The following is a 20,414-nucleotide window of genomic DNA, read 5'->3' as shown; positions in this document are numbered from 1 at the left end:
TATGGCTCAATCCAACTCTGCTTACCTGCCACAACCTTTTCTCGATATGATAAATCAGGCTATGCCTGCTTCTCTGTCCCTTGATAGTTTTATCGCTGCCTGCCACCGTCCACTGCGCCGCAGTTTACGTGTTAATACACTTAAAATATCTGTCAGTGAATTTCTCCTGCTGGTTGAACCTTACGGCTGGCGGTTGACGCCTGTACCTTGGTGCGCAGAAGGTTTCTGGATTGAACGCGATGATGACACATTACCTTTAGGGAGCACCGCGGAACATTTAAGCGGCCTGTTCTATATCCAGGAAGCCAGTTCAATGCTTCCTGTTAGCGCATTATTTTACGGGCAAGACAGGCCACAACGTATTATCGATATGGCAGCCGCACCGGGGTCAAAAACCACGCAAATTGCCGCCCATATGGGGAATAAAGGCGCTATCCTCGCCAATGAATACTCTGCCAGCCGGGTAAAAGTCTTACATGCGAATATCAGTCGTTGCGGGATAAGTAATGTCGCCCTCACCCATTTTGATGGTCGCGTTTTTGGGGCCGCAACCCCCGAAGCTTTTGACGCCGTACTCCTTGATGCCCCCTGCTCCGGTGAAGGGGTTGTACGTAAAGATCCTGATGCCTTGCGTAACTGGTCATACGAAAGCACACAAGAGATTGCCAGCACACAAATGGCCCTGATTGATAGTGCATTTCACGCTTTGCGCCCAGGCGGAACCCTGGTGTATTCAACCTGTACGCTGAATCCGGCAGAAAATCAGCAGATCTGCTTCTGGCTCAAAGCTCGTTATCCGGACGCAGTAGAGATAGAGCCGCTCAACGACCTGTTCCCTGATGCCAAACGAGCCGTCACCCCCGAAGGTTTTTTACATGTTTTCCCACAAATCTATGATTGCGAGGGGTTCTTTGTCGCCCGCCTGCGTAAAACAGCATCGGTTGAACCATTAGACAAACCCGGATATAAACTCGGTAAATTTCCGTTTGTACGCATGAAAAGCGCCGCGGCTGAGCAAGTTACCCGTGCCGCAGCTAAATCAGGATTGCAGGTTACTAACGCACTGACACTCTGGCAGCGCGATAAAGAAATTTGGCTTTTTCCCTCTGAGATAGAACCTTTGCTAAACCAAGTTCGCTTCTCACGTATTGGTTTAAAGTTAGCCGAACAGCATAATAAAGGGTATCGTTGGCAGCACGAGGCAGTGATTGCCCTGGCAAAAGCTAATAATCCTCTGTGCTTTGCCCTGACGACGGCTGAGGCCGAAAGCTGGTATCGAGGCCAGGATATTTATCCCGAAACCTCAGTTTTAAGCGATGAGGTGATAGTCACTTTCCAAGGGCAACCCTTAGGACTGGCCCGGAAAGTCGGTTCACGGCTGAAAAATAGCTACCCTCGTGAACTGGTTCGTGATGGAAAACTATTTACCACCCAGATATCAGGATAAAATTAGCTTTTTTCCTTGTTATTTTGGTGATAGCAACCAGGCTAAAAGAAGGCATCAAGCTTGGTTGCCGCTTTTTTCGCTTATCCATTCAAGCAATAGCGAGATGATAATGTTTGCCTTGGTTATTTTTGTTTGTTATTTACACGGGGGCTGCGATGATTTTGTCGTTGAAATTCTCAAAACTGAGGAGCAATGCCTGGCCGTGATGGATGAGCAGCGTATCCGCCGTGGCGGTTGCTATCCACTGGATGAGGTGCATGACAATTTTTGGCGGCCTGCTCAAGAGTACATCTAGAAGATTCGAATGACTTGTAGGCACCAAGTTCAGCCTGCCTGTGAACACAGGCAGGCTCCATGATTTGCGGGACAGACACCGGTCCGGGCTATTTGCGTATGACAAACAGATGCTGATTATTAGCCCGCTAACGGACGCACCAACATACGAACCTTTTTGTTATGGTACTCCGCATAATGTCTGAACTGAAATCCCAGCCGTTCAGCCAGCCGAAGCGAAGGCACGTTTTCATCATCAATAATACAGCATACCGGCCCGGCAAAGGTGTCATCTGCCCATGCAAGAATCGCAGTCAAGGCTTCCGTCGCATAGCCCTTGCCACAGGCCGTCGGGCTGAGTGTCCACCCGGCTTCCGGATATTCCAGAGCAGGTGTTAAATTCCGCTTCTGGTTTTGAATACCCATAGTACCAACAAGCAGATCCGTCTCCTTTTCACAAACGGCCCAGTAGCCATATCCCAGAAGCTGCCAGTGCCCGATATAGCGCAGCAACCTTCCCCAACTCATCTCACTATCTTGCGGTTGCCCGCTGCCAATATATTTGACCGTATCCGGGCTTGCCCAGTATGCGACCAGCGCATCATAATCATTGAGGGTTAACTGGCGTAAGCGCAATCTCGCCGTTTCCAGGGTCGGAGCCTGAGTCAACATAAATTGTTCCTTGCGTTGTTATTCCTGAAGGCGTTTTTGAATACCGCTCCGTGAACAGAAAATAATGGCCCCCAGCAACAAGCTGAAGAATAAGGTACCCATAAAAACCCCGGAGCCCGTTAAAGTGAGTAATACCCCACCGATTAAAGGACCTATCGCTATCCCCAGTGTCTGGAGTGAAGAAGCTCCCATATAAGCACCACGATGCTCAGCCGGGGCCAGCTGATCCAACAGAATATTGAGGTTAGGCATAAGAATAGCCTCTCCGATACTGAACACGACCGTCACACAAAACCATAACAGTGGATCGGTATTACCGATGGCCAGAAAACCCAACTGCGACAGCGCAAAAATACTGCTACCCAGTAAAATGCGTTTCGAGATCGCCATCTGAGCCAGTAACCGGACTAAAAATATCTGTGCTATCAGTACCGTACTGGCATTGGTCACAAGAATTAAGGTTATCAAAGGTACTGCTGCCGTTGCATCGAGCATCATCAAATAGAGCGGGACCACCGCCTCATAATGGACAAACACGATGGAACACAAAATACTGCATAACAAAGCAGCGATGAACAACTTGTCACGGGCAATAATCATCAGCACTTGAGGCAACGGCACTGGCGCTTCATGGCTGCCACCCGTTGAAGTCATTCTGCCCTTGGGAACAAACAGTAATAACCAGACCAGGAAAGGCAAATAACTTAATGCCGTTATCAGAAAGGTTCCTTTCTGGGATGTCAGTCCCCAGGCAATCCCTACCAGCGGGCCGGTCACTGCACCGAGGTTAATCAAATAATAACGAATTTGTAGCGCCAGCGCGCGACGTCGTTTATCCCCAAGTAAATCACTCATCAAAGCACGCATTGGCGGATCAACCCAGGCAAAACAGACGCCGACAGTCAGTAATCCGGCAATAAATACTCCCATATTGCTGGCCAGCGCCAGTAAGGCATAACCGATAAAAGAAAAAGCACAACCGAGGGATAAAATACCCCGACGTCCCAGACTATCCGATATTTTGCCACCATAAATTCCCAGTATTACCGCAAGTAAAGCACTCCCGGTCATCGACAGACCAATAGCAACCGGAGACATTTGATAATCACGGGTCATAATGATGCCGAGAAACGGCCAGGCCATAAAATAGCTAAAACGGATAACCAGAGTAAAAAATAACAACATCACAACGGTGAGTGGAAAAGTTTTTACCGTTTGAAAAAACGTCGGTGCTGCAGCGCTGACGCGTGCAGATTCAGTGCTCATAGGGAGGGCATCCTGTTGCTTATTAAATCGGTTAATCCTCCCTTTTCGGCAGGTCATATATTAGATTTAAAATGTTTAGCAATAGATCGCAATATAAATGTTACAGCAATGTTTAATTCGCCAGCATCATGGCTTAATGGTTGTTGTTTCAGCTAAAAATATTAATTATTTGCTACCCGGTTCGCATTTTTAGCAATAAATTCTGTTAACACAGAATCCGCTGGCTGACAGTCGAAAAAAGACTGTCAGCCAACTGAACATCAGGTTATTTAGCCCCGACACAGGCATAAATAACCGCAGTTCATTATACTTTCCCGGTTAAACGCTGATGGAAATCGGTACTACGCGTATCCAGCCCGATAATTTCTACCTCTGTCTGATAACGCTGATAGCGTGTCGTGATGGTATCAAGTATTGCCACCGTTGAGGCATCCCAGATTTGGGCGTGGGTCAGATCGATAACCACCCGCGAAGGATCATCGGCATACTGGAAATGTTCCACCAGGTCATTACTGCTGGCAAAAAACAACGGACCACGAATTTCATACGTAACCGTATCGCCGCCAGGTGACAACTGGCGCTGCGCTTTTACAACATGGGCAATACGACGAGCAAACAGTATCATGGCGAAAATAACGCCGCCGAGCACACCGAGTGCCAGATTATCGGTGGAGACAGTGATAGCCACTGTGACCAACATCACCAGCGTTTCTGATAATGGCATCCGACGTAACATCGAAGGTGAAATATTGTGCCAGTTAAGCGTTTTTACCGCGACAATCATCATGATCCCGGCCAGCACCACCATCGGGATTTTTGCCATCACGTCACTTAATGCAGTGACCAGTAAGAGTAATACGATAGCGGCAGAGATCGTGGACAGCCGGGTACGCCCCTTCCCTAGCTCGACGTTAACCATCGTTTGCCCTATCATCGCGCAACCAGCGATGCCACCATAAAATCCGGCAAAAATATTTCCCACACCCAAGCCCCAGCATTCACGCCGTTTACTGGAAGGCGTATCCGTCATCGCATCGACCAGTTTGGCAGTCAGTAATGACTCCATCAAACCGACAAAAGCAACGCTCAGAGCACAAGGCCAGATAATACTCAGCGTGGTGAAATTGAGCGGCACTATCCATTCAGTTAACCCAGGCAACCCCGGTTTCATGCCACCAATATCTTGTACCACCGGAACTGTCCACCCCATCACCAAGGTGACTGTGGTTATCAGCACGACGGCCACTAACGGAGCAGGGACAGACTTCAGTACTCTGGGTAACAGTAAAACTATCATCAGCGTGACGGCAAGCAACCCCCAGATAAGCGGCCCTTTTCCCCAGACGTGAGGCATCTGGGCAAAGAAGATCAGAATCGCCAGTGCATTGACAAAACCGTTCATAACTGACAGAGGAATGTAACGCATCATTCGCGCCAACCCTGTAACACCAAACAGTATTTGAATCACACCGGCCAGTACCACGGCAGGTAAGATATAGCCAACCCCGTGAAGCTGTACCAGGGGAGCAATCACCAGTGCGACAGATCCGGCAGCAGCCGTTACCATCGCTGGACGGCCACCCAGTATTGACAGGCTAAAACACAACACAATCGAGGCTATCAGGCTGACCTTCGGGTCAACGCCGGCAATCACAGAAAAAGAGATAACCTCAGGGATCAACGCCAGGGCAGTAATGACCCCGGCCAGGACTTCCCGCTGTATCAGACGTGGCGAACGTAGCACACTGCGGAGGCTATTCTCCTGGGCATGCCGGGTAATAATATGGGCGTGTTTTGTCATAATAAAATACAGCGTTAAAGTGTCATATACATCCCCCACAGGGCAATGTATAAAGGAGGAGGCAGAGTGTAATACCCGGTCTGTTTTGAAGCGAGCTTTTCAGTATAAGAAAGCATTTTTAGGCGAAGAGAAACCGTTTTTATTCTCAGCTATTCTGTAGAGTTTGTTATACTCAAAGCAGGGCAGAAAGCTTCCTATACCCAAAACAGTTCACGTTGCTTGTATATCCGTCGATGAGAATAGCTAAACATTGTGATCCACGGAACGCATACAAACTTCCCTGACAACGTGAAGTACCTCGGGAATATACAGGAGAACGATTATGCAAGCAGGTATTCGTCGAAGCTGTCACAGAATAGGGCTTATTATCGGAGCACTGTGTTTTCTGTCTTTTTCACTACTGCTAATGAGTGAAATTAATGCCAGTTCACCAGGTAGCGTTTCGCCATGGTACTTTGCTCTGGCAGCAACACTGTCTGTTTTTATCTACTGCGCTTTTCGTTTACTTGGCTGGATAATCCAGGGATTTTTCCCGCACCACGATCGCTAAGGAGCGGAAATACCTCCGACAGAAAAATATTATTATCAGCCCAAAAATCTGTTAATAACATTACCTGTATTTTTTAATAAAACTACCGATGGATTAATAGTCTTCATTTCGTGGTTTTTTCGTGCAATATATAAGTTTAAAAATAGAATTGAAAAACAATCAGATAAAAAGAGACCAAACACGAATCCTGTGTTCGGTCCAGGGAAATGGCTCATCTACGAGCCGTGCGCTAAAACTGGTATATATCCGATATCACTTCGCAGAAGTGATGCCGATATATTAATATCACCTCTCATCTAAAAGCATAGATGAATAATGTTATTTATCCAGTTTCCGCAGAAAATAACGTAAAAAACATTTCCACTCTTTTATCAGCAATGGAAACAGCAACAGACTCCTGAAGTTAGTGCTGCTTCCCGGCCGAATTTTTTATTGCCGTTAATCTTTCTTACACAAGGCCTGAGCACGCTCGATAAAAGGCTCCAGACTCATTTTTTTCCCTGGGTTATCTGGCGAATCAATCAGAATAACGGATACAGGCTGTCCCTTAGTCATACCACTCAGAACCTGCTCCTCTGCAACTTCATTGAGTGGATATTGCATCAACGTGCCTGGATTAATGGCAAACAGTGCGTTACCCCCCCGGCAGGTTAACATCACCTCTTCGCGATTAAAGGCCCATTTATCCTTTCCTATCTCGAAGCGACTGACAGTAATGATATTCGGTGCAGCCAGTGCCGCACTGGTACAGGCAAGCAGGGATAAAGTTAAAATAATTTTTCTCATCAGTTTCTCATATACCCTATGTGACTCTCAGAATGGTTCCTGGGTGGCAAACAGGCTAACCAGCAACAATATTGCTGCTGATAATATCACTTCCAGCCAGGTCAGCCGGATAAACTGCTGCTTTGCCAGGGCTGAATGGTTAAATTTCGCTACCAGCCAGTAACGATTGATTAGCGCCAGAATAACCATCACGCCAACCAGTACTACCTTAAGCAATAACAAGCGAAAATAGTTGCTTTCAAAGGGAATATTCCAGCCCATGATCAGTAAACTATTTATCATGCCGCTGATAATAACAGCAGCAACTGCCAGATGTCCGTAACGGGAAAATCGCATCATGGACTCAATAGCAATATCACTCCAGGCCGTTTTACTCGCCAGCCGCATACAAACTAATAATGGCAGTAACCCCCCGACCCAGAATGACGCACTCAGCAAGTGAATGGTATGGTTGACACGATGAAGAACACCGATCCCACCATCATGCAGGGAGGCATGTCCGACGCAAGCCATTAATACTAGCTGTAAACCAGTCAATACCAATAAGTACGCTTGCATCTTCCGCGGCTGAACTGCCAATACAATGACACTCGTAACAGCCATGATCAGGAGCCAGGCCCAAATATGACCAAACTGGGTTCCCAGCACCATAAGCCAGACCGAGGGGTTAATGACGTCCAGCCAGCCATCTCCCATCTTCCCGCCTTGTACACAAAGCAACAGACAGGCACTGATTAACGAGACCCCAATGGCAGAACGCCAGACAACCTGAAGCTGTCGGACCAATACCCCTCGCAACGCCCCGGGCGCTAATAACACACTATAAACCGTGCAGCCAAACAACAGTATTAGCGACGCAAAGTGGATAAAACGCAGCGCAATGTAACACGCCGAAAGCATCGCCATTATTTCACGGAGAACCGATAGTTGCCTTTAGTTTTATGGCCATCAACCGATACCACATGCCACTCCACCAGATAAGCACCGGGGACCAGAGTCTCCTCAAGCGGAACAATCAGTTGCTTTTCATCTTGAGCACTACGCTGTGCTTTCGCCGTTTTGACTCTGTTATTTTCAGGTCCACTGATTTTGATACCACTGAATCCAGGTTCAATGCCTTCAGAGAAGTCCAGGGTAATCACCTGCGGAGCCGATGTCATCACGGCATCAGAGGCGGGATAATGGTTTTTAAGATGCGCATGGGCCAAGGCTTGCGAAGATGCGCCTAGCGCAGTCAGAAGGAGTACAATCGGGACAATACGTTTCGTGGTGATAGCCATCTTAACGGTTCCTTTTTTATTATCAGGTGAAGCGGTGAGAATAGCTTCACAAGGGGGTTAAGTCGAGCCGGAAAGCACTTTTAGTCCCCCATGATTATTAATGTTATCTGAATGTTACATTCAATCGACTATTGCCGATATTATAGCTATCCGTTACGTTAGCATCTGGCTGATTACGTTTATTTGACTGACAAAACTTGTTATCTCTGGAATAAAACAGTAACTTTTGCCCAGCCTTTGTCGGAGAAGATAATGACCTATAATCTCGCGGAACTCTCACCTGAAGAGATGGATAAAATTAACGTTGACCTTGCCGCAGCAGGGGTCGCATTTAAAGAACGCTACAATATGCCGGTCATTGCTGAAGTGGTTGAGCGTGAACAGCCACAACAGCTACGCGACTGGTTCAAAGAACGCCTTGCTATTCATCGCACCGCGTCTGTGAATCTGTCCAGGCTGCCTTATGAGCCAAAATTAAAATAATTGCCCTGAATGTATGATGCTGATTTTTCCAGTCACAAAAACGCTCAACGCCTGATAAGGATAGCAGGCCATAAATAGTAAACGGGGACCGACCATGCTACGTGTTATTGATACAGAAACCTGTGGATTGCAAGGGGGCGTCGTCGAAGTCGCCTCTGTTGATATTGTCGACGGACAAATTACCAATCCAATGAGCGACTTAGTACGTCCTGATCGCCCTATCAGCCATCAGGCGATGGCCATTCATAACATTACCGAGCAAATGGTGGCAGACAAACCCTGGATAGAAGAGGTGGTTCCGCGTTATCAGGGAAGTGCCTATTATGTCGCGCATAATGCCAGTTTCGACAGGCGTATGTTACCCGAGATAAACGGGGACTGGATTTGTACGGTTAAACTGGCTCGCCGTTTGTGGCCGGGCATGAAATACAGCAATATGGGACTGTATAAATCGCTAAAATTACACGTCAACACGCCGCCCGAGTTACACCATCACCGGGCTCTATTCGACTGCTATATCACTGCGGCATTATTGTTACGCATTATGGACGATTCAGGTTGGTCAGCCGAAGAGATGGTCGATATTACGGGACGCCCTGCGCTGGTCACCACGCTGACATTCGGTAAGTACCGGGGGAGAGCAATTTCTGATATTGCCCAGCAGGACCCGGGCTATTTACGCTGGATGCTGAATAATATTAAAACATTAACACCCGAGCTGCGCCTGACGTTGAATCACCACCTGACACAAATCGCCCAGTCGTGACAGATAAACCAGTGGTTCACAGCGATACCACTGGTTTATACCCTTCATACTTCAAGTTGCATGCGCGTTATTCAAAACGTTAATGTTTTGTCCTGCAAGCCACATTATTTTGGGTACAGGCATAATCGATAGTTTTTCAAGCGACATCGCGCTTTTTACGGCTGGCATGCTCGCTGATATTTTCGACAGCAGCGACTTCATCACTGCCTGATGGCTGGGGAAGTTTGCCGTTTTTCAGAATAGCAGCGAGGCTGTCTTTATTTTCGGCCATCCACATACCCAGCTGTTCCCGGGCTTCATCTTCAATCACCGTGGTGCTGGTCTGTAGCCAGTCAGTTAATGCGTCAGCCAAGTCCAGCATTTTGTCGTAAGCATCGGCATCTTTTTTACTGGTAAAGGCCATTTTTTCTTGCCCCTCTCTCACAACAATATATTTAATCTCAACGGCCATATCCCGGCTCCCATTAGACTGTTTATTCATACAGTATATTAAAAAAATATGCCTCTGGCAAGGCGATCTCATTCCAACGCAAACGTTTTCGTTTATACTGCGGCGGTCTTTTTATCGATTAAGGCCTATCGCTATGTCAAATTTAGGAACCGCCCTGCGTCCAGCGGCAACACGTGTTATGTTGCTTGGCTCAGGTGAACTGGGCAAAGAAGTCGCTATTGAATGTCAGCGTCTGGGGGTCGAAGTGATTGCTGTCGACCGTTATCCTGACGCCCCTGCTATGCATGTAGCCCATCGAAGTCATGTGATTAATATGCTGGATGGTGCTGCACTCAAGGCTTTGGTGGCACTTGAAAAGCCCCACTTTATTGTTCCTGAAATTGAAGCGATTGCTACCGATACTCTGCTGGAACTGGAAGCTCAGGGCCAGCATGTTGTCCCCTGCGCCCGCGCCGCCAAACTCACCATGAACCGTGAAGGTATTCGTCGTCTGGCAGCTGAGGAACTGGGTCTTCCAACGTCCAGCTATCAGTTTGCCGATTCCGAAGAAACCTTCCGCCAGGCCGTAAGTGAGACAGGCTATCCCTGCATTGTTAAGCCAGTGATGAGTTCATCAGGTAAAGGTCAAAGTATGATCCGCACACCAGAACAGCTTTCACAGGCATGGAGCTATGCGCAACACGGTGGACGTGCAGGTCAAGGGCGAGTGATTGTTGAAGGCGTGGTAAACTTTGACTTCGAGATAACCCTGCTGACCATCAGCGCTGTCGATGGTGTACATTTCTGTGCCCCTATCGGTCATCGCCAGGAAGATGGAGATTATCGTGAGTCATGGCAGCCACAGCAAATGAGTGATATTGCGCTCAGTAAAGCCAAAGTTATCGCTGAACAGGTGGTCAGTGCTTTAGGGGGCTATGGCTTATTCGGCGTGGAACTGTTTGTCTGTGGCGATGATGTTATTTTCAGTGAAGTCTCCCCTCGCCCGCATGATACTGGCATGGTGACGCTTATTTCGCAGGATTTGTCTGAGTTTGCCCTGCATGTCCGCGCGTTTCTCGGTTTACCTGTTGGGGGCATCCGTCAGTATGGTCCTTCCGCCTCAGCGGTTCTCTTGCCAACGTTAGATAGCCGCGATGTGAAGTATTATAATCTGGCCGCCGCGACCGGTAACGGATTACAGCTGCGTTTATTTGGGAAACCTGAAATAAGCGGTAAACGTCGGATGGGTGTAGTGCTGGCAACCGCATCAAATGTGGATGAAGCAGTAGCCAAAGCGGTAAATGCTGCAGCACATATTCAGGCGAAGGCTGAATAAAATCTGTCACTGCAGGTGCCTGGTATGCATTTTCTGGCACCTGCCAGTCAAGGCCTCATCCTACTATGAGGATAATCAGGCCCCTGCTCTTATGCCGTTGCGCCTTCTACGGCCTCACGTGCCAGGCGGGTAATACGATCGTAATCACCGGCTTCCAGTGCATCTTGCGGCACCAGCCAGGAGCCACCGATACACAGCACACTTTTCAGTGCCAGATAATCGCGATAGTTGGCCAGAGAGATACCGCCGGTTGGACAGAAACGAACCTGAGAGAAAGGACCTGCAATCGCTTGTAGTGCTTTCGTGCCACCATTGGCTTCTGCCGGGAAGAATTTAAACTCTTTCAACCCATAGTCCATACCCAGCATCAGTTCTGATACGGTACTAATCCCCGGGATCAAGGGAATCGTTCCTTCCGTTGCTGCTTTCAGCAATGGTTCAGTGAGGCCCGGGCTAATGGCAAACTGCGCACCCGCGGCAGTCACCTCGGCTAACTGTTGTGGATTAATAACAGTCCCCGCACCCACGATAGCTTCAGGTACTTCTTTCGCGATAGCGCGGATCGCATCCAGCGCACAAGGGGTGCGTAAAGTCACTTCCAGCACACGAACGCCACCTGCGACCAGCGCTTTGGCCATCGGAACAGCGTGTTCCAGTTTATTCACTACGATGACCGGGACGACGGGTCCTGTTGTCAGGATCTGTTCCGCAGTGGCTTGCCAGTTTTTCATCTGAATACCTCTTTTACCCACGTTAAAATCAGTGAACCGGTGTCATAGCCAGACCCGTGAAGAACCATTTTTTCCTCAAGCCCAAAGCTCAACAACTCAACCGGTGAAAAATTTTCGCCAATAATCAAAAACATCAGCAAAAATATAAAAAATGAAATGACGGTTCAATAATACATTAAGTTCACCCATAAGTTTATGGAATTCTTACTCAGGAAGCATTTTTTTGACACAAAACCGACTGCCATATAGCACGGACACAGAACCACACCATCAGCCTGCCCTTCACAAACGCCAGCGATGGCTTCCTCCGCAACATAACGCATGGCTGAAGGCGAACAAGAACTCATCACTTATCAAGATTACAGCCGCGGTGGGGAGGGAATGCGTCGGTGTGAGAATTTCGTTTACCGATGCTGATGAAAGCACGGGCTATTTGCTGGCGATGAAACAGTTGAGGCAGATTTCTGGAGCAGAAAAAATTTTTGAACAGGATAAAAATACCCGACAACATATATGCTGTCGGGTAACAATTAACGATTACTCAAACTCATTCCACGAATGTCCATCGCGGGTAATCATTGCCACAGAAGCGACGGGCCCCCAGGTTCCTGCCTGATACGGTTTGACACCGTCACTTTCACTTTCCCAGGCTTCTGTAATGGAATCGACCCATTTCCAGGCCTCTTCCACTTCATCACGGCGTACAAACAGAGCCTGAATACCGCGCATGGTTTCAAGCAGTAAGCGCTCGTAAGCATCCGCCAGATGAGTCTCGTTAAAGGTTTCTGAATAGCTTAAGTCCAGTTTGGTCGTCTGGAGATTATGTTTATGCTCAAGACCCGGCACTTTGTTAAGCACCTGGATATCCACCCCTTCATCCGGCTGCAGACGAATAGTCAGTTTGTTCTTAGGCAATTCCTGCCAGGTGTCTTTGAACAAGTTCAGCGCAGGGTTTTTGAAATACACGACAACTTCAGAACATTTGGTTGGCAGACGTTTACCAGTACGCAGGTAGAAAGGCACACCTGCCCAACGCCAGTTATCGATATCAACGCGGATAGAGACAAATGTTTCTGTAGAACTGGTTTTATTTGCCCCTTCTTCTTCCAGATATCCCGGCACTTTTTTACCCTGAGCAAAACCGGCAGTGTACTGGCCACGAACCGTTTTCTCACGCACGTTGGTACGGTCGATACGGCGCAGAGCCTGCAACACTTTCACTTTTTCGTCACGGATGCTGTCTGCGCTGAGATTAGAAGGAGGAGACATCGCAATCATACAAAGAATTTGCAGCAGGTGGTTTTGGATCATATCGCGCATCTGGCCGGCTTTATCAAAATAGCCCCAGCGCCCTTCAATGCCCACTTCTTCTGCTACCGTAATTTCCACATGATCGATAGTACGGTTATCCCAGTTATTGACGAACAGAGCGTTAGCAAAACGCAGCGCCAGTAAGTTCAGTACCGTTTCTTTGCCCAGATAATGGTCGATACGGTAAACCTGACACTCTTCAAAGAATTCGCCAACCTGGTCATTAATTTCCTGGGAAGTTTCCAGTGAGGTCCCCAGTGGTTTTTCCATCACTACGCGAGCCGGTTTGGCATTCAGTTTCGCTTTACCTAAACCGCGGCAAATGGCACCAAACGTACTCGGCGGCATCGCGAAGTAGTTGATAGTCACACGATGGGTCTGATCCAGCATTTTACCCAGTTTGCCAAAACTTGCGGTATCTTCGACATCGAGGTTACAGAAATCCAGGCGAGCACTGAGCTTTTGCCATAACGTCTCGTCAATAGACTCTTTCATAAAGGTTTCGAGCGCTTCGCGTACCACCTGGGTATATGCCGCTTTATCCCAGTCCGCGCGACCAACACCCAGAATACGCGTATCAGGGTGAATTTGCCCCGCTTTTTCTAACTGATAAAGCGATGGCAACAGTTTGCGACGTGCCAGATCGCCTTTTGCGCCGAAAATGACCAGGTCACACGCCTGGGCTGTTTGCGTTACCGCCATGTCTATCTCCTCGTGTCAGATATTCCGGTTAGTACTCTCCCCCGCACCTGGAGTAAGGGGTCAACCGGAGCTCTCATGTAATTTAATTACATGCAATGTACTTCTTTTGCTAATTTGTCGTAAACCTTTAAGCCTGATTTGCGCATTTTATTCTGCATTTTTCTTCAAACAGGGTACGATGACGCAACATTAACGATAATTTCTGAACGATTTTTGTCATTATTGAATCCATGGGTTTATCATAGACCCTAAATAATGCATGTCACTTGCCGATACTCAATCAGTAAACCGAAAAAAAATGTGGTTATTCAGCAAGCTTTATACTCACTATGTGCGAAGAATGGAAAGTATGATGGCGATTGCAGGAAATGAAAATTAACCAGGAAATCTCATCATAATTCAGATATTTTCTTTTTTTTGCTGACCTGTATTCTGGCTGAACCAGGCTGCGATTTCTCCTTTTTCTGAAATCGCTCAAACCGATGGATACCTGACTTTATGAATATTCTGGATAAAATTCAGTCACAACTAACGTTGCTGAGTAAGTCAGAACGTAAAGTTGCCGAAGTTATCCTCGCCGAACCAGAAGAAACGATACACTCCAGTATCGCCATACTCGCTCGTCGCGCTAATGTCAGTGAGCCCACCGTCAATCGATTTTGCCGCCACCTGGAAACAAAAGGCTTCCCGGACTTTAAATTGCATCTTGCACAAAGTCTGGCCAAGGGGACGCCTTACGTAAACCGTCATGTAGAAGAGTCCGACAGCGTAGGATCCTATACGGATAAAATATTCGAATCATCGATGGCGGCTCTGGCTCGCGTGCGTCAGGGTCTGGACATCAGTGTTGTCAATCAGGCTGTTGACCTTCTGACACAGGCCAGAACCCTCGCTTTTTTCGGTCTCGGCTCATCCGCCGCCGTCGCTCATGATGCGATGAATAAATTCTTCCGCTTTAACATTCCCGTCATTTATTCCGATGATATTGTTGTCCAGCGCATGAGCTGTATGAACTGCAGCGAGCAGGATGTGGTTGTGCTTATCTCCCATACCGGCCGAACGAAAAGTTTAGTACAACTCGCACAACTGGCGCGGGAAAATGGTGCAACAGTCCTGGCGATTACGTCTGAGGATAGCCCGCTGTCCCGTGAAGCGACGCTGGCGCTGTTACTGGATGTGCCGGAAGATACCGACATTTATATGCCAATGATTTCTCGTCTTGCCCAGTTAACCGTGATTGATGTCCTGGCGACAGGGTTTATTTTACATCATGGGGCTAAATTCAGAACCAATCTGAAACGCGTTAAAGAAGCTCTTAAAGAGTCACGTTTTGATAAGTAACGCTTTGCTGAGAATGGTAAATGCGTGAATTTTTTTACCTCGAGGCTGTAACTTATCAATACATTCAGTTAGCTTATTCGTTAAGTTATTATCGCGCTTATTAATTGCGCCATTATTCACACAACATTATTGTTGTTCAAGTCAACGGAGTAATACATGTCCAGACGGCTACGTAGAACCAAAATCGTTACCACTTTAGGCCCGGCAACCGATCGTGATAATAATCTGGAAAAGATTATTGCTGCAGGTGCCAACGTGGTTCGAATGAACTTCTCACATGGTTCTGCTGAAGATCACCAGTTACGTGCCAATAAAGTGCGCGAGATTGCAGTAAAACTCGGACGTCATGTTGCGATTCTGGGAGACCTGCAGGGTCCTAAAATCCGCGTTTCTACCTTCAAAGAAGGTAAAGTATTCCTGAATATTGGCGACAAATTTTTGCTGGATGCCGAGTTAGGCAAAGGCGAAGGCGATAAAGAACAAGTCGGTATCGACTATAAAGGTTTGCCTGCTGATGTGGTTCCGGGAGATATACTGTTACTCGATGATGGTCGTGTTCAACTGAAAGTCCTGAAGGTTGAAGGACTCAAGGTTTTCACCGAAGTGACAGTTGCCGGGCCGTTATCAAATAATAAAGGTATCAATAAGTTAGGCGGTGGTCTGTCAGCCGAAGCGCTGACAGAAAAAGACAAAGCGGATATCCTGATCGCGGCGAAAATTGGTGTCGACTATCTTGCTGTTTCCTTCCCGCGCTGCGGTGAAGACTTAAACTATGCTCGTCGACTGGCGCGTGAAGCCGGCTGTAATGCAAAAATCGTCTCTAAAGTTGAGCGTGCTGAAGCGGTAGCCAGTGAAGCAGCCATGGATGATATCATCCTCGCTTCTGACGTTGTGATGGTTGCACGCGGTGATTTAGGGGTTGAGATCGGCGATCCTGAGCTGGTCGGCATCCAGAAAACACTGATTCGTCGCGCACGTAAGCTGAATCGTGCCGTCATCACGGCGACGCAGATGATGGAATCGATGATAACCAATCCAATGCCAACCCGTGCTGAAGTCATGGACGTAGCTAACGCCGTGCTGGATGGTACAGATGCCGTGATGTTGTCAGCTGAAACCGCTGCGGGTCAGTACCCTGCTGAAACGGTTGCGGCAATGGCGCGTGTTTGTATGGGCGCTGAAAAAATCCCGAGTATCAATGTTTCTAAACATCGCCTCGATGTTGAATTTGATAATGTGGAAGAAGCTATCGCTATGTCTGCGATGTATGCTGCAAACCACCTGAAAGGCATTACCGCGATAATTACCATGACGGAGTCCGGTCGGACTGCATTGATGACTTCACGTATCAGTTCCGGCTTACCTATTTTTGGTCTGTCTCGTCATGAAAGCACCCTGAACCTGATTTCACTCTATCGTGGTGTCACACCTGTTCGTTGCGAGATGAACACTGACGGTGTGGCTGCAGCTAATGATGCAGTCATACTGCTGCGAGATAAAGGTTATCTGCTGTCCGGTGATTTAGTTATCGTCACTCAGGGAGACGTGATGGGGGCAATCGGCACGGCGAACACCACCCGTATCTTGCGAGTAGAATAAATCTGTCTGAGCGCGTTCAGGTAAGTCAAAGGAGGGAAAACAGTCTTGTTTTCCCTCCTTTATTTCTATAGTTATTTCTTTTTAGGATAGAGTTCATCCCGGCAATATGGCTCGGTTTCGCCTGCTTTACGTGTTTTCAGCAATTTCAGGATCCAGGTATATTGTTCCGGGTATGGCCCGACCAATAACTCGACTTCCTCGTTCATACGACGCGCAATAGTATGGTCATCAGCCTCAAGCAAATCGTCCATTGGCGGGCGAATATAGACATCCAGCCGATGAGTGGTACCGTTATAGACTGGAAATAGCGGAATAACACGCGCCCGACAGACCTTCATTAAGCGGCCAATCGCTGGTAGTGTCGCTTTATAGGTGGCAAAAAAATCGACGAATTCGCTATGTTCAGCACCGTGATCCTGATCCGGTAAATAATAGCCCCAGTAGCCCTGACGTACTGAACTAATAAAAGGTTTAATACCGTCATTACGCGCATGCATACGCCCACCAAAACGACGGCGTACCGTATTCCAGACATAATCAAATAGCTGATTGCCCTGATTATGGAACATAGCGGCCATTTTTTGCCCCTGAGAGGCCATTAACATTGCAGGAATATCCACAGCCCAACCATGAGGAACAAGGAAAATCACATTTTCGCCACGCGCCTGTAATTCATCAATAAGCTCTTTGCCATGCCAGTCGACGCGTTGCATGACTTTTTTAGGGTCACGCAAGCCCAGCTCAGCCATCAGCACCATCGCCTGTGGCGCGGTCATAAACATCCGATCGATAATCTGTTCACGCTCAGCTTCTGGCAGTTCAGGAAAACAGTAGAGCAGATTAATTTGCGCACGACGACGTGCGCTCTTTGCCAGCCGCCCCGCAACACGACCTACTTTACCCAGGAGCGGATCACGTAAACCCGGTGGCAGCAATGCCAGGCCTGCAAATGCGCCAACACCCAGCCATGCGCCCCAATAGCGCGGGTGAAAAAAGGATTTTTTAAATTCAGGGATAAACTCGCTGTGATTTTTTTTATTTTTTTCCATACAGATACTCATCGGCGTCAGTAAATTGACGAAAAACAATGCCGATATCATAACGGCGTCCAGCCCGCCGCACAAAATAAAAAGCCGGTACACGTACCGGCTTGAGATTAATGGCAAAGCTAAAGTGATATCTGATTTTCAGCGCTTATTTACGAAAATAAACAGGAAAATCAATTCATTGATTTTCGGCAGATAACTCAAAGAAGGAAAAACCACGTTTTTTCCTTCTTTGCCAGCAATCTGAAGCCGGTACACGTACCGGCTTTCAAAGAAGAGTGTATTAGTTTAGCGCGAGCTTAGGAACCACATCGCGGACTTGCGCCAGGTAATCACGACGTTCCTTCCCTGTCAGCCCCTCAGAGCGCGGCAACTTAGCCGTCAGCGGATTAACTGCCTGCTGGTTAATCCATACTTCATAGTGCAAATGAGGGCCTGTAGAGCGGCCTGTATTACCAGAGAGTGCAATATGGTCTCCACGTTTTACTTTCTGTCCAGGCTTAACTAACAGCTTTTTCAAATGCATATAACGCGTGGTATAAGAACGACCGTGGCGAATTGCAACCAGATAGCCTGCTGCACCGCTGTGTTTCGCCATCACCACTTCACCATCACCGACGGCCATCACTGGCGTACCTTGTGGCATAGCAAAGTCAACACCCTTGTGCGGCGCAATACGCCCAGTCACCGGGTTAAGGCGACGCGGATTAAAGCCCGAAGAAACGCGGAATTGTTTAGTGGTAGGAAAACGCATAAAGCCTTTCGCCAGACCGGCTCCATTCTTATCATAGAATTTACCGTCTTCAGCACGAACCGCGTAATAGTCTTTACCATCGCTACGCAGACGGACGCCAACTAACTCACTTTGTTCGCGTTTACCATCGAGCATTTCACGTGACAGTAAAACCGAGAAGGCGTCGCCTTTTTTCAGCTTGCGGAAATCCATCTGCCACTGCATGGCTTTAATGACAGAGTTAATTTCTGAATTAGAGAGTCCCGCTTGTCGGGCGCTTGTGATAAAACTGCCATTCACGGTACCGGTCAGTACACGATTAACCCACTCTCCCTGCTGAATCGCCGTGCTCAGTTTAAAACTGTTACCGGTACGATCGTAGGTGCGGGTTTCACGGCGAGACACTTCCCAGGTTAAACGCTGAAGGTCGCCACTGTCCGTGAGGGTCCAGGAAATCTGTTGTCCTATCTTAAGATTACGCAGATCTTTATCTATGGCAGCGATCTGGCTGATATCGCCCATATCGATGCCATACTGGTTAAGAATACTACTGAGGGTATCGCCCGATGAAACCACATACTCGTGAACACCCGCTTCATTGGCTGTTTTTTCATCGAGCTCATCTTGTGGGATGATATCGTCATCAGCATTCGGCGCTTGTTCCAGTGGTTCACTGGCTTCAGGTAATAACGTACGGGACTCGGTTTTGTCTAGCTCGATAATCTTACTGACTGAAGAGCCTACCGGATGATAGACACTTGGACGCCATACTGCGACCGCGAGAGTAAGAACTGTCAGCGACCCCAGCATAACGCGGTGAGGTCGTGACAAATTATCAAATGCTGTGGCGACAGAGCGGGCTATCTGTTGCACGTAGTAAATTCCTCATTATTCTCCTTTCAGACAGCTCGCATACTGGTCAGATAACTGGGTCAAAAACTGCATATAGCTGTCTTTACCCAACACAACCCCGATGCCCAATGGGTCCAAGCTGCCTGTGCGCACTTGCGTTCCCTGGGCAACGGCATGGATTACCGCTGGCCTGAATTGTGGTTCAGCAAAAACGCAAGTCGCTTTATGCTCAACCAACTCTGTTCTGATTTTATGTAAACGCTGCGCGCCCGGTTGGATTTCAGGATTCACGGTAAAATGACCTAGCGGTGTCAGGCCATAGTGTTTTTCGAAATAACCATAGGCATCATGAAAAACGAAGTATCCTTTCCCTTTTACCGGCGCGAGCACGGAATTAACCTGCTTATCCGTCTCTGCAAGACCAGAGGTGAAATCACGCAGGTTAGCATCAAGTTTGTCTCTATGTTCTGGCATAAGTTCCACTAATTTGTCATGGATTGCAACTGCTGACAGCTGCGCCACTTCAGGTGAAAGCCAGATGTGTAAATTATAGTCTCCATGATGGTGATCTTCGCCACTTTTTTCACCTGATTCATGAGCGTGATCATGATCATGGTCATCATCATCACTGCCCTTCATTAGCAGAGGTTTTACGGGTGCAAGAGCGGATAATTCGAGCTGTTTTTGTTCCGGTAACTGACGCACCGACTTCTGCATAAACGCTTCCATCTCAGGGCCTACCCATACGACTAAGTCCGCGCCCTGTAAGCGTTTTACGTCTGATGGCTTAAGTGCGTAATCATGCTCAGACGCTCCATCTGGCAGTAAAACTTCGGTATCTGTGACCCCATCAGCAATGGCTGAAGCGATAAAGCCCAACGGTTTAATTGACGCTACAACGGCCGCATTGGCACTCAATACAGGAGCCGCAGTCAGTACCGTAGACAAAGCTGCAAAAAGAAGTGTTTTTTTATGTAACATAATGAAAATTACCATCGTGACAAGATGA

20 protein-coding genes are annotated in these 20,414 nt (G+C 47.8%); 8 read left to right on the top strand and 12 right to left on the bottom strand.

What is annotated here, in order from left to right:
• Nucleotide 1: 1 nt before the first annotated feature.
• Together rsmF and Q1A40_RS17585 are read left to right on the top strand one after the other, a co-directional pair.
• On the top strand, nucleotides 2–1,447 hold the full coding sequence (gene rsmF, locus Q1A40_RS17590) for a 16S rRNA (cytosine(1407)-C(5))-methyltransferase RsmF (protein ID WP_300002664.1): 1,446 nt from the start codon (nucleotides 2–4) through the stop codon (nucleotides 1,445–1,447).
• A gap of 109 nt (nucleotides 1,448–1,556) precedes the next feature.
• Nucleotides 1,557–1,742 carry a YebW family protein gene (locus Q1A40_RS17585; RefSeq protein WP_300002686.1) on the top strand — a complete coding sequence of 62 codons (186 nt, stop codon included), beginning with the start codon at nucleotides 1,557–1,559 and terminating at the stop codon, nucleotides 1,740–1,742.
• A 119-nt stretch (nucleotides 1,743–1,861) separates the two neighbouring features.
• Here the strand turns inward: Q1A40_RS17585 and Q1A40_RS17580 are convergent, their stop codons facing one another.
• The 3 genes from Q1A40_RS17580 to Q1A40_RS17570 form a co-directional block, all read right to left on the bottom strand.
• The gene (locus tag Q1A40_RS17580) at nucleotides 1,862–2,392 is read right to left on the bottom strand and encodes a GNAT family N-acetyltransferase (RefSeq protein ID WP_300002661.1); all 531 of its coding nucleotides are present in this window, start codon (nucleotides 2,390–2,392) and stop codon (nucleotides 1,862–1,864) included.
• An 18-nt stretch (nucleotides 2,393–2,410) separates the two neighbouring features.
• A complete protein-coding gene (locus Q1A40_RS17575; protein WP_300002659.1) occupies nucleotides 2,411–3,658 on the bottom strand; it encodes an MFS transporter in 1,248 nt (415 codons plus the stop codon).
• 304 nt (nucleotides 3,659–3,962) lie between these two features.
• Nucleotides 3,963–5,459, bottom strand: coding sequence for a SulP family inorganic anion transporter (locus Q1A40_RS17570; RefSeq protein WP_300002656.1), 1,497 nt, complete (start codon nucleotides 5,457–5,459; stop codon nucleotides 3,963–3,965).
• A gap of 322 nt (nucleotides 5,460–5,781) precedes the next feature.
• On the opposite strand from Q1A40_RS17570, the gene Q1A40_RS17565 reads away from it, so the two are divergent.
• The gene (locus Q1A40_RS17565) at nucleotides 5,782–6,009 is read left to right on the top strand and encodes a hypothetical protein (RefSeq protein ID WP_300002654.1); all 228 of its coding nucleotides are present in this window, start codon (nucleotides 5,782–5,784) and stop codon (nucleotides 6,007–6,009) included.
• A gap of 438 nt (nucleotides 6,010–6,447) precedes the next feature.
• Here the strand turns inward: Q1A40_RS17565 and Q1A40_RS17560 are convergent, their stop codons facing one another.
• Genes Q1A40_RS17560 through yobA form a run of 3 tightly spaced genes read right to left on the bottom strand, consistent with a single transcriptional unit; the run spans nucleotide 6,448 to nucleotide 8,075 of the window.
• On the bottom strand, nucleotides 6,448–6,795 hold the full coding sequence (locus Q1A40_RS17560) for a YebY family protein (protein ID WP_300002652.1): 348 nt from the start codon (nucleotides 6,793–6,795) through the stop codon (nucleotides 6,448–6,450).
• Between the two features lie 27 nt (nucleotides 6,796–6,822).
• The gene (gene copD, locus Q1A40_RS17555; RefSeq protein ID WP_300002649.1) at nucleotides 6,823–7,695 is read right to left on the bottom strand and encodes a copper homeostasis membrane protein CopD; all 873 of its coding nucleotides are present in this window, start codon (nucleotides 7,693–7,695) and stop codon (nucleotides 6,823–6,825) included.
• A 5-nt stretch (nucleotides 7,696–7,700) separates the two neighbouring features.
• Nucleotides 7,701–8,075, bottom strand: coding sequence for a CopC domain-containing protein YobA (gene yobA, locus Q1A40_RS17550; protein WP_300002646.1), 375 nt, complete (start codon nucleotides 8,073–8,075; stop codon nucleotides 7,701–7,703).
• A 252-nt stretch (nucleotides 8,076–8,327) separates the two neighbouring features.
• On the opposite strand from yobA, the gene Q1A40_RS17545 reads away from it, so the two are divergent.
• Both Q1A40_RS17545 and exoX read left to right on the top strand, forming a co-directional pair.
• The gene (locus Q1A40_RS17545; protein WP_300002643.1) at nucleotides 8,328–8,558 is read left to right on the top strand and encodes a DNA polymerase III subunit theta; all 231 of its coding nucleotides are present in this window, start codon (nucleotides 8,328–8,330) and stop codon (nucleotides 8,556–8,558) included.
• A gap of 94 nt (nucleotides 8,559–8,652) precedes the next feature.
• Complete coding sequence (gene exoX / locus Q1A40_RS17540; protein WP_300002640.1) at nucleotides 8,653–9,324, top strand: exodeoxyribonuclease X; 672 nt, start codon at nucleotides 8,653–8,655, stop codon at nucleotides 9,322–9,324.
• A gap of 136 nt (nucleotides 9,325–9,460) precedes the next feature.
• Here the strand turns inward: exoX and Q1A40_RS17535 are convergent, their stop codons facing one another.
• A complete protein-coding gene (locus tag Q1A40_RS17535) occupies nucleotides 9,461–9,775 on the bottom strand; it encodes a YebG family protein (RefSeq protein ID WP_300002637.1) in 315 nt (104 codons plus the stop codon).
• A 133-nt stretch (nucleotides 9,776–9,908) separates the two neighbouring features.
• Between Q1A40_RS17535 and purT the strand changes: the two genes are divergently transcribed.
• On the top strand, nucleotides 9,909–11,090 hold the full coding sequence (purT, locus tag Q1A40_RS17530; RefSeq protein WP_300002634.1) for a formate-dependent phosphoribosylglycinamide formyltransferase: 1,182 nt from the start codon (nucleotides 9,909–9,911) through the stop codon (nucleotides 11,088–11,090).
• Between the two features lie 89 nt (nucleotides 11,091–11,179).
• Here the strand turns inward: purT and Q1A40_RS17525 are convergent, their stop codons facing one another.
• Both Q1A40_RS17525 and zwf read right to left on the bottom strand, forming a co-directional pair.
• Nucleotides 11,180–11,821, bottom strand: a complete 642-nt coding sequence (locus tag Q1A40_RS17525) for a bifunctional 4-hydroxy-2-oxoglutarate aldolase/2-dehydro-3-deoxy-phosphogluconate aldolase (protein WP_300002631.1) — start codon at nucleotides 11,819–11,821, stop codon at nucleotides 11,180–11,182.
• Between the two features lie 537 nt (nucleotides 11,822–12,358).
• Nucleotides 12,359–13,834 (bottom strand): glucose-6-phosphate dehydrogenase, encoded by a 1,476-nt coding sequence (zwf, locus tag Q1A40_RS17520; protein WP_300002629.1) that lies wholly within the window; start codon nucleotides 13,832–13,834, stop codon nucleotides 12,359–12,361.
• A 498-nt stretch (nucleotides 13,835–14,332) separates the two neighbouring features.
• Between zwf and Q1A40_RS17515 the strand changes: the two genes are divergently transcribed.
• On the top strand, nucleotides 14,333–15,175 hold the full coding sequence (locus tag Q1A40_RS17515; protein ID WP_300002627.1) for a MurR/RpiR family transcriptional regulator: 843 nt from the start codon (nucleotides 14,333–14,335) through the stop codon (nucleotides 15,173–15,175).
• A 156-nt stretch (nucleotides 15,176–15,331) separates the two neighbouring features.
• Nucleotides 15,332–16,774, top strand: coding sequence for a pyruvate kinase (gene pyk / locus Q1A40_RS17510; RefSeq protein WP_300002625.1), 1,443 nt, complete (start codon nucleotides 15,332–15,334; stop codon nucleotides 16,772–16,774).
• 71 nt (nucleotides 16,775–16,845) lie between these two features.
• Here pyk and lpxM read toward each other — a convergent pair whose 3' ends face one another.
• From lpxM to znuA, 3 genes are all read right to left on the bottom strand, one after another.
• Nucleotides 16,846–17,823 (bottom strand): lauroyl-Kdo(2)-lipid IV(A) myristoyltransferase, encoded by a 978-nt coding sequence (gene lpxM, locus Q1A40_RS17505; protein WP_300002623.1) that lies wholly within the window; start codon nucleotides 17,821–17,823, stop codon nucleotides 16,846–16,848.
• A gap of 280 nt (nucleotides 17,824–18,103) precedes the next feature.
• On the bottom strand, nucleotides 18,104–19,426 hold the full coding sequence (mepM, locus tag Q1A40_RS17500; RefSeq protein ID WP_300002621.1) for a murein DD-endopeptidase MepM: 1,323 nt from the start codon (nucleotides 19,424–19,426) through the stop codon (nucleotides 18,104–18,106).
• 15 nt (nucleotides 19,427–19,441) lie between these two features.
• A complete protein-coding gene (gene znuA, locus Q1A40_RS17495; protein WP_300002619.1) occupies nucleotides 19,442–20,386 on the bottom strand; it encodes a zinc ABC transporter substrate-binding protein ZnuA in 945 nt (314 codons plus the stop codon).
• Nucleotides 20,387–20,414: the final 28 nt, after the last annotated feature.

It is taken from the genome of uncultured Cedecea sp. (genome assembly GCF_947498825.1).
Classification (GTDB): Bacteria; Pseudomonadota; Gammaproteobacteria; order Enterobacterales; family Enterobacteriaceae; genus JGM124.
The sequence above is the reverse complement of the archived record's forward strand: the minus strand, read 5'-3'. Positions and strand labels throughout refer to the sequence as shown.

Coding starts and splice junctions, on each gene's coding strand:
- rsmF (WP_300002664.1), top strand. CDS start 2: ATGGCTCAATCCAACTCTGCTTACCTGCCACAACCTTTTCTCGATATG.
- Q1A40_RS17585 (WP_300002686.1), top strand. CDS start 1,557: ATGTTTGCCTTGGTTATTTTTGTTTGTTATTTACACGGGGGCTGCGAT.
- Q1A40_RS17580 (WP_300002661.1), bottom strand. CDS start 2,392: ATGTTGACTCAGGCTCCGACCCTGGAAACGGCGAGATTGCGCTTACGC.
- Q1A40_RS17575 (WP_300002659.1), bottom strand. CDS start 3,658: ATGAGCACTGAATCTGCACGCGTCAGCGCTGCAGCACCGACGTTTTTT.
- Q1A40_RS17570 (WP_300002656.1), bottom strand. CDS start 5,459: ATGACAAAACACGCCCATATTATTACCCGGCATGCCCAGGAGAATAGC.
- Q1A40_RS17565 (WP_300002654.1), top strand. CDS start 5,782: ATGCAAGCAGGTATTCGTCGAAGCTGTCACAGAATAGGGCTTATTATC.
- Q1A40_RS17560 (WP_300002652.1), bottom strand. CDS start 6,795: ATGAGAAAAATTATTTTAACTTTATCCCTGCTTGCCTGTACCAGTGCG.
- copD (WP_300002649.1), bottom strand. CDS start 7,695: ATGCTTTCGGCGTGTTACATTGCGCTGCGTTTTATCCACTTTGCGTCG.
- yobA (WP_300002646.1), bottom strand. CDS start 8,075: ATGGCTATCACCACGAAACGTATTGTCCCGATTGTACTCCTTCTGACT.
- Q1A40_RS17545 (WP_300002643.1), top strand. CDS start 8,328: ATGACCTATAATCTCGCGGAACTCTCACCTGAAGAGATGGATAAAATT.
- exoX (WP_300002640.1), top strand. CDS start 8,653: ATGCTACGTGTTATTGATACAGAAACCTGTGGATTGCAAGGGGGCGTC.
- Q1A40_RS17535 (WP_300002637.1), bottom strand. CDS start 9,775: ATGGCCGTTGAGATTAAATATATTGTTGTGAGAGAGGGGCAAGAAAAA.
- purT (WP_300002634.1), top strand. CDS start 9,909: ATGTCAAATTTAGGAACCGCCCTGCGTCCAGCGGCAACACGTGTTATG.
- Q1A40_RS17525 (WP_300002631.1), bottom strand. CDS start 11,821: ATGAAAAACTGGCAAGCCACTGCGGAACAGATCCTGACAACAGGACCC.
- zwf (WP_300002629.1), bottom strand. CDS start 13,834: ATGGCGGTAACGCAAACAGCCCAGGCGTGTGACCTGGTCATTTTCGGC.
- Q1A40_RS17515 (WP_300002627.1), top strand. CDS start 14,333: ATGAATATTCTGGATAAAATTCAGTCACAACTAACGTTGCTGAGTAAG.
- pyk (WP_300002625.1), top strand. CDS start 15,332: ATGTCCAGACGGCTACGTAGAACCAAAATCGTTACCACTTTAGGCCCG.
- lpxM (WP_300002623.1), bottom strand. CDS start 17,823: ATGGAAAAAAATAAAAAAAATCACAGCGAGTTTATCCCTGAATTTAAA.
- znuA (WP_300002619.1), bottom strand. CDS start 20,386: ATGTTACATAAAAAAACACTTCTTTTTGCAGCTTTGTCTACGGTACTG.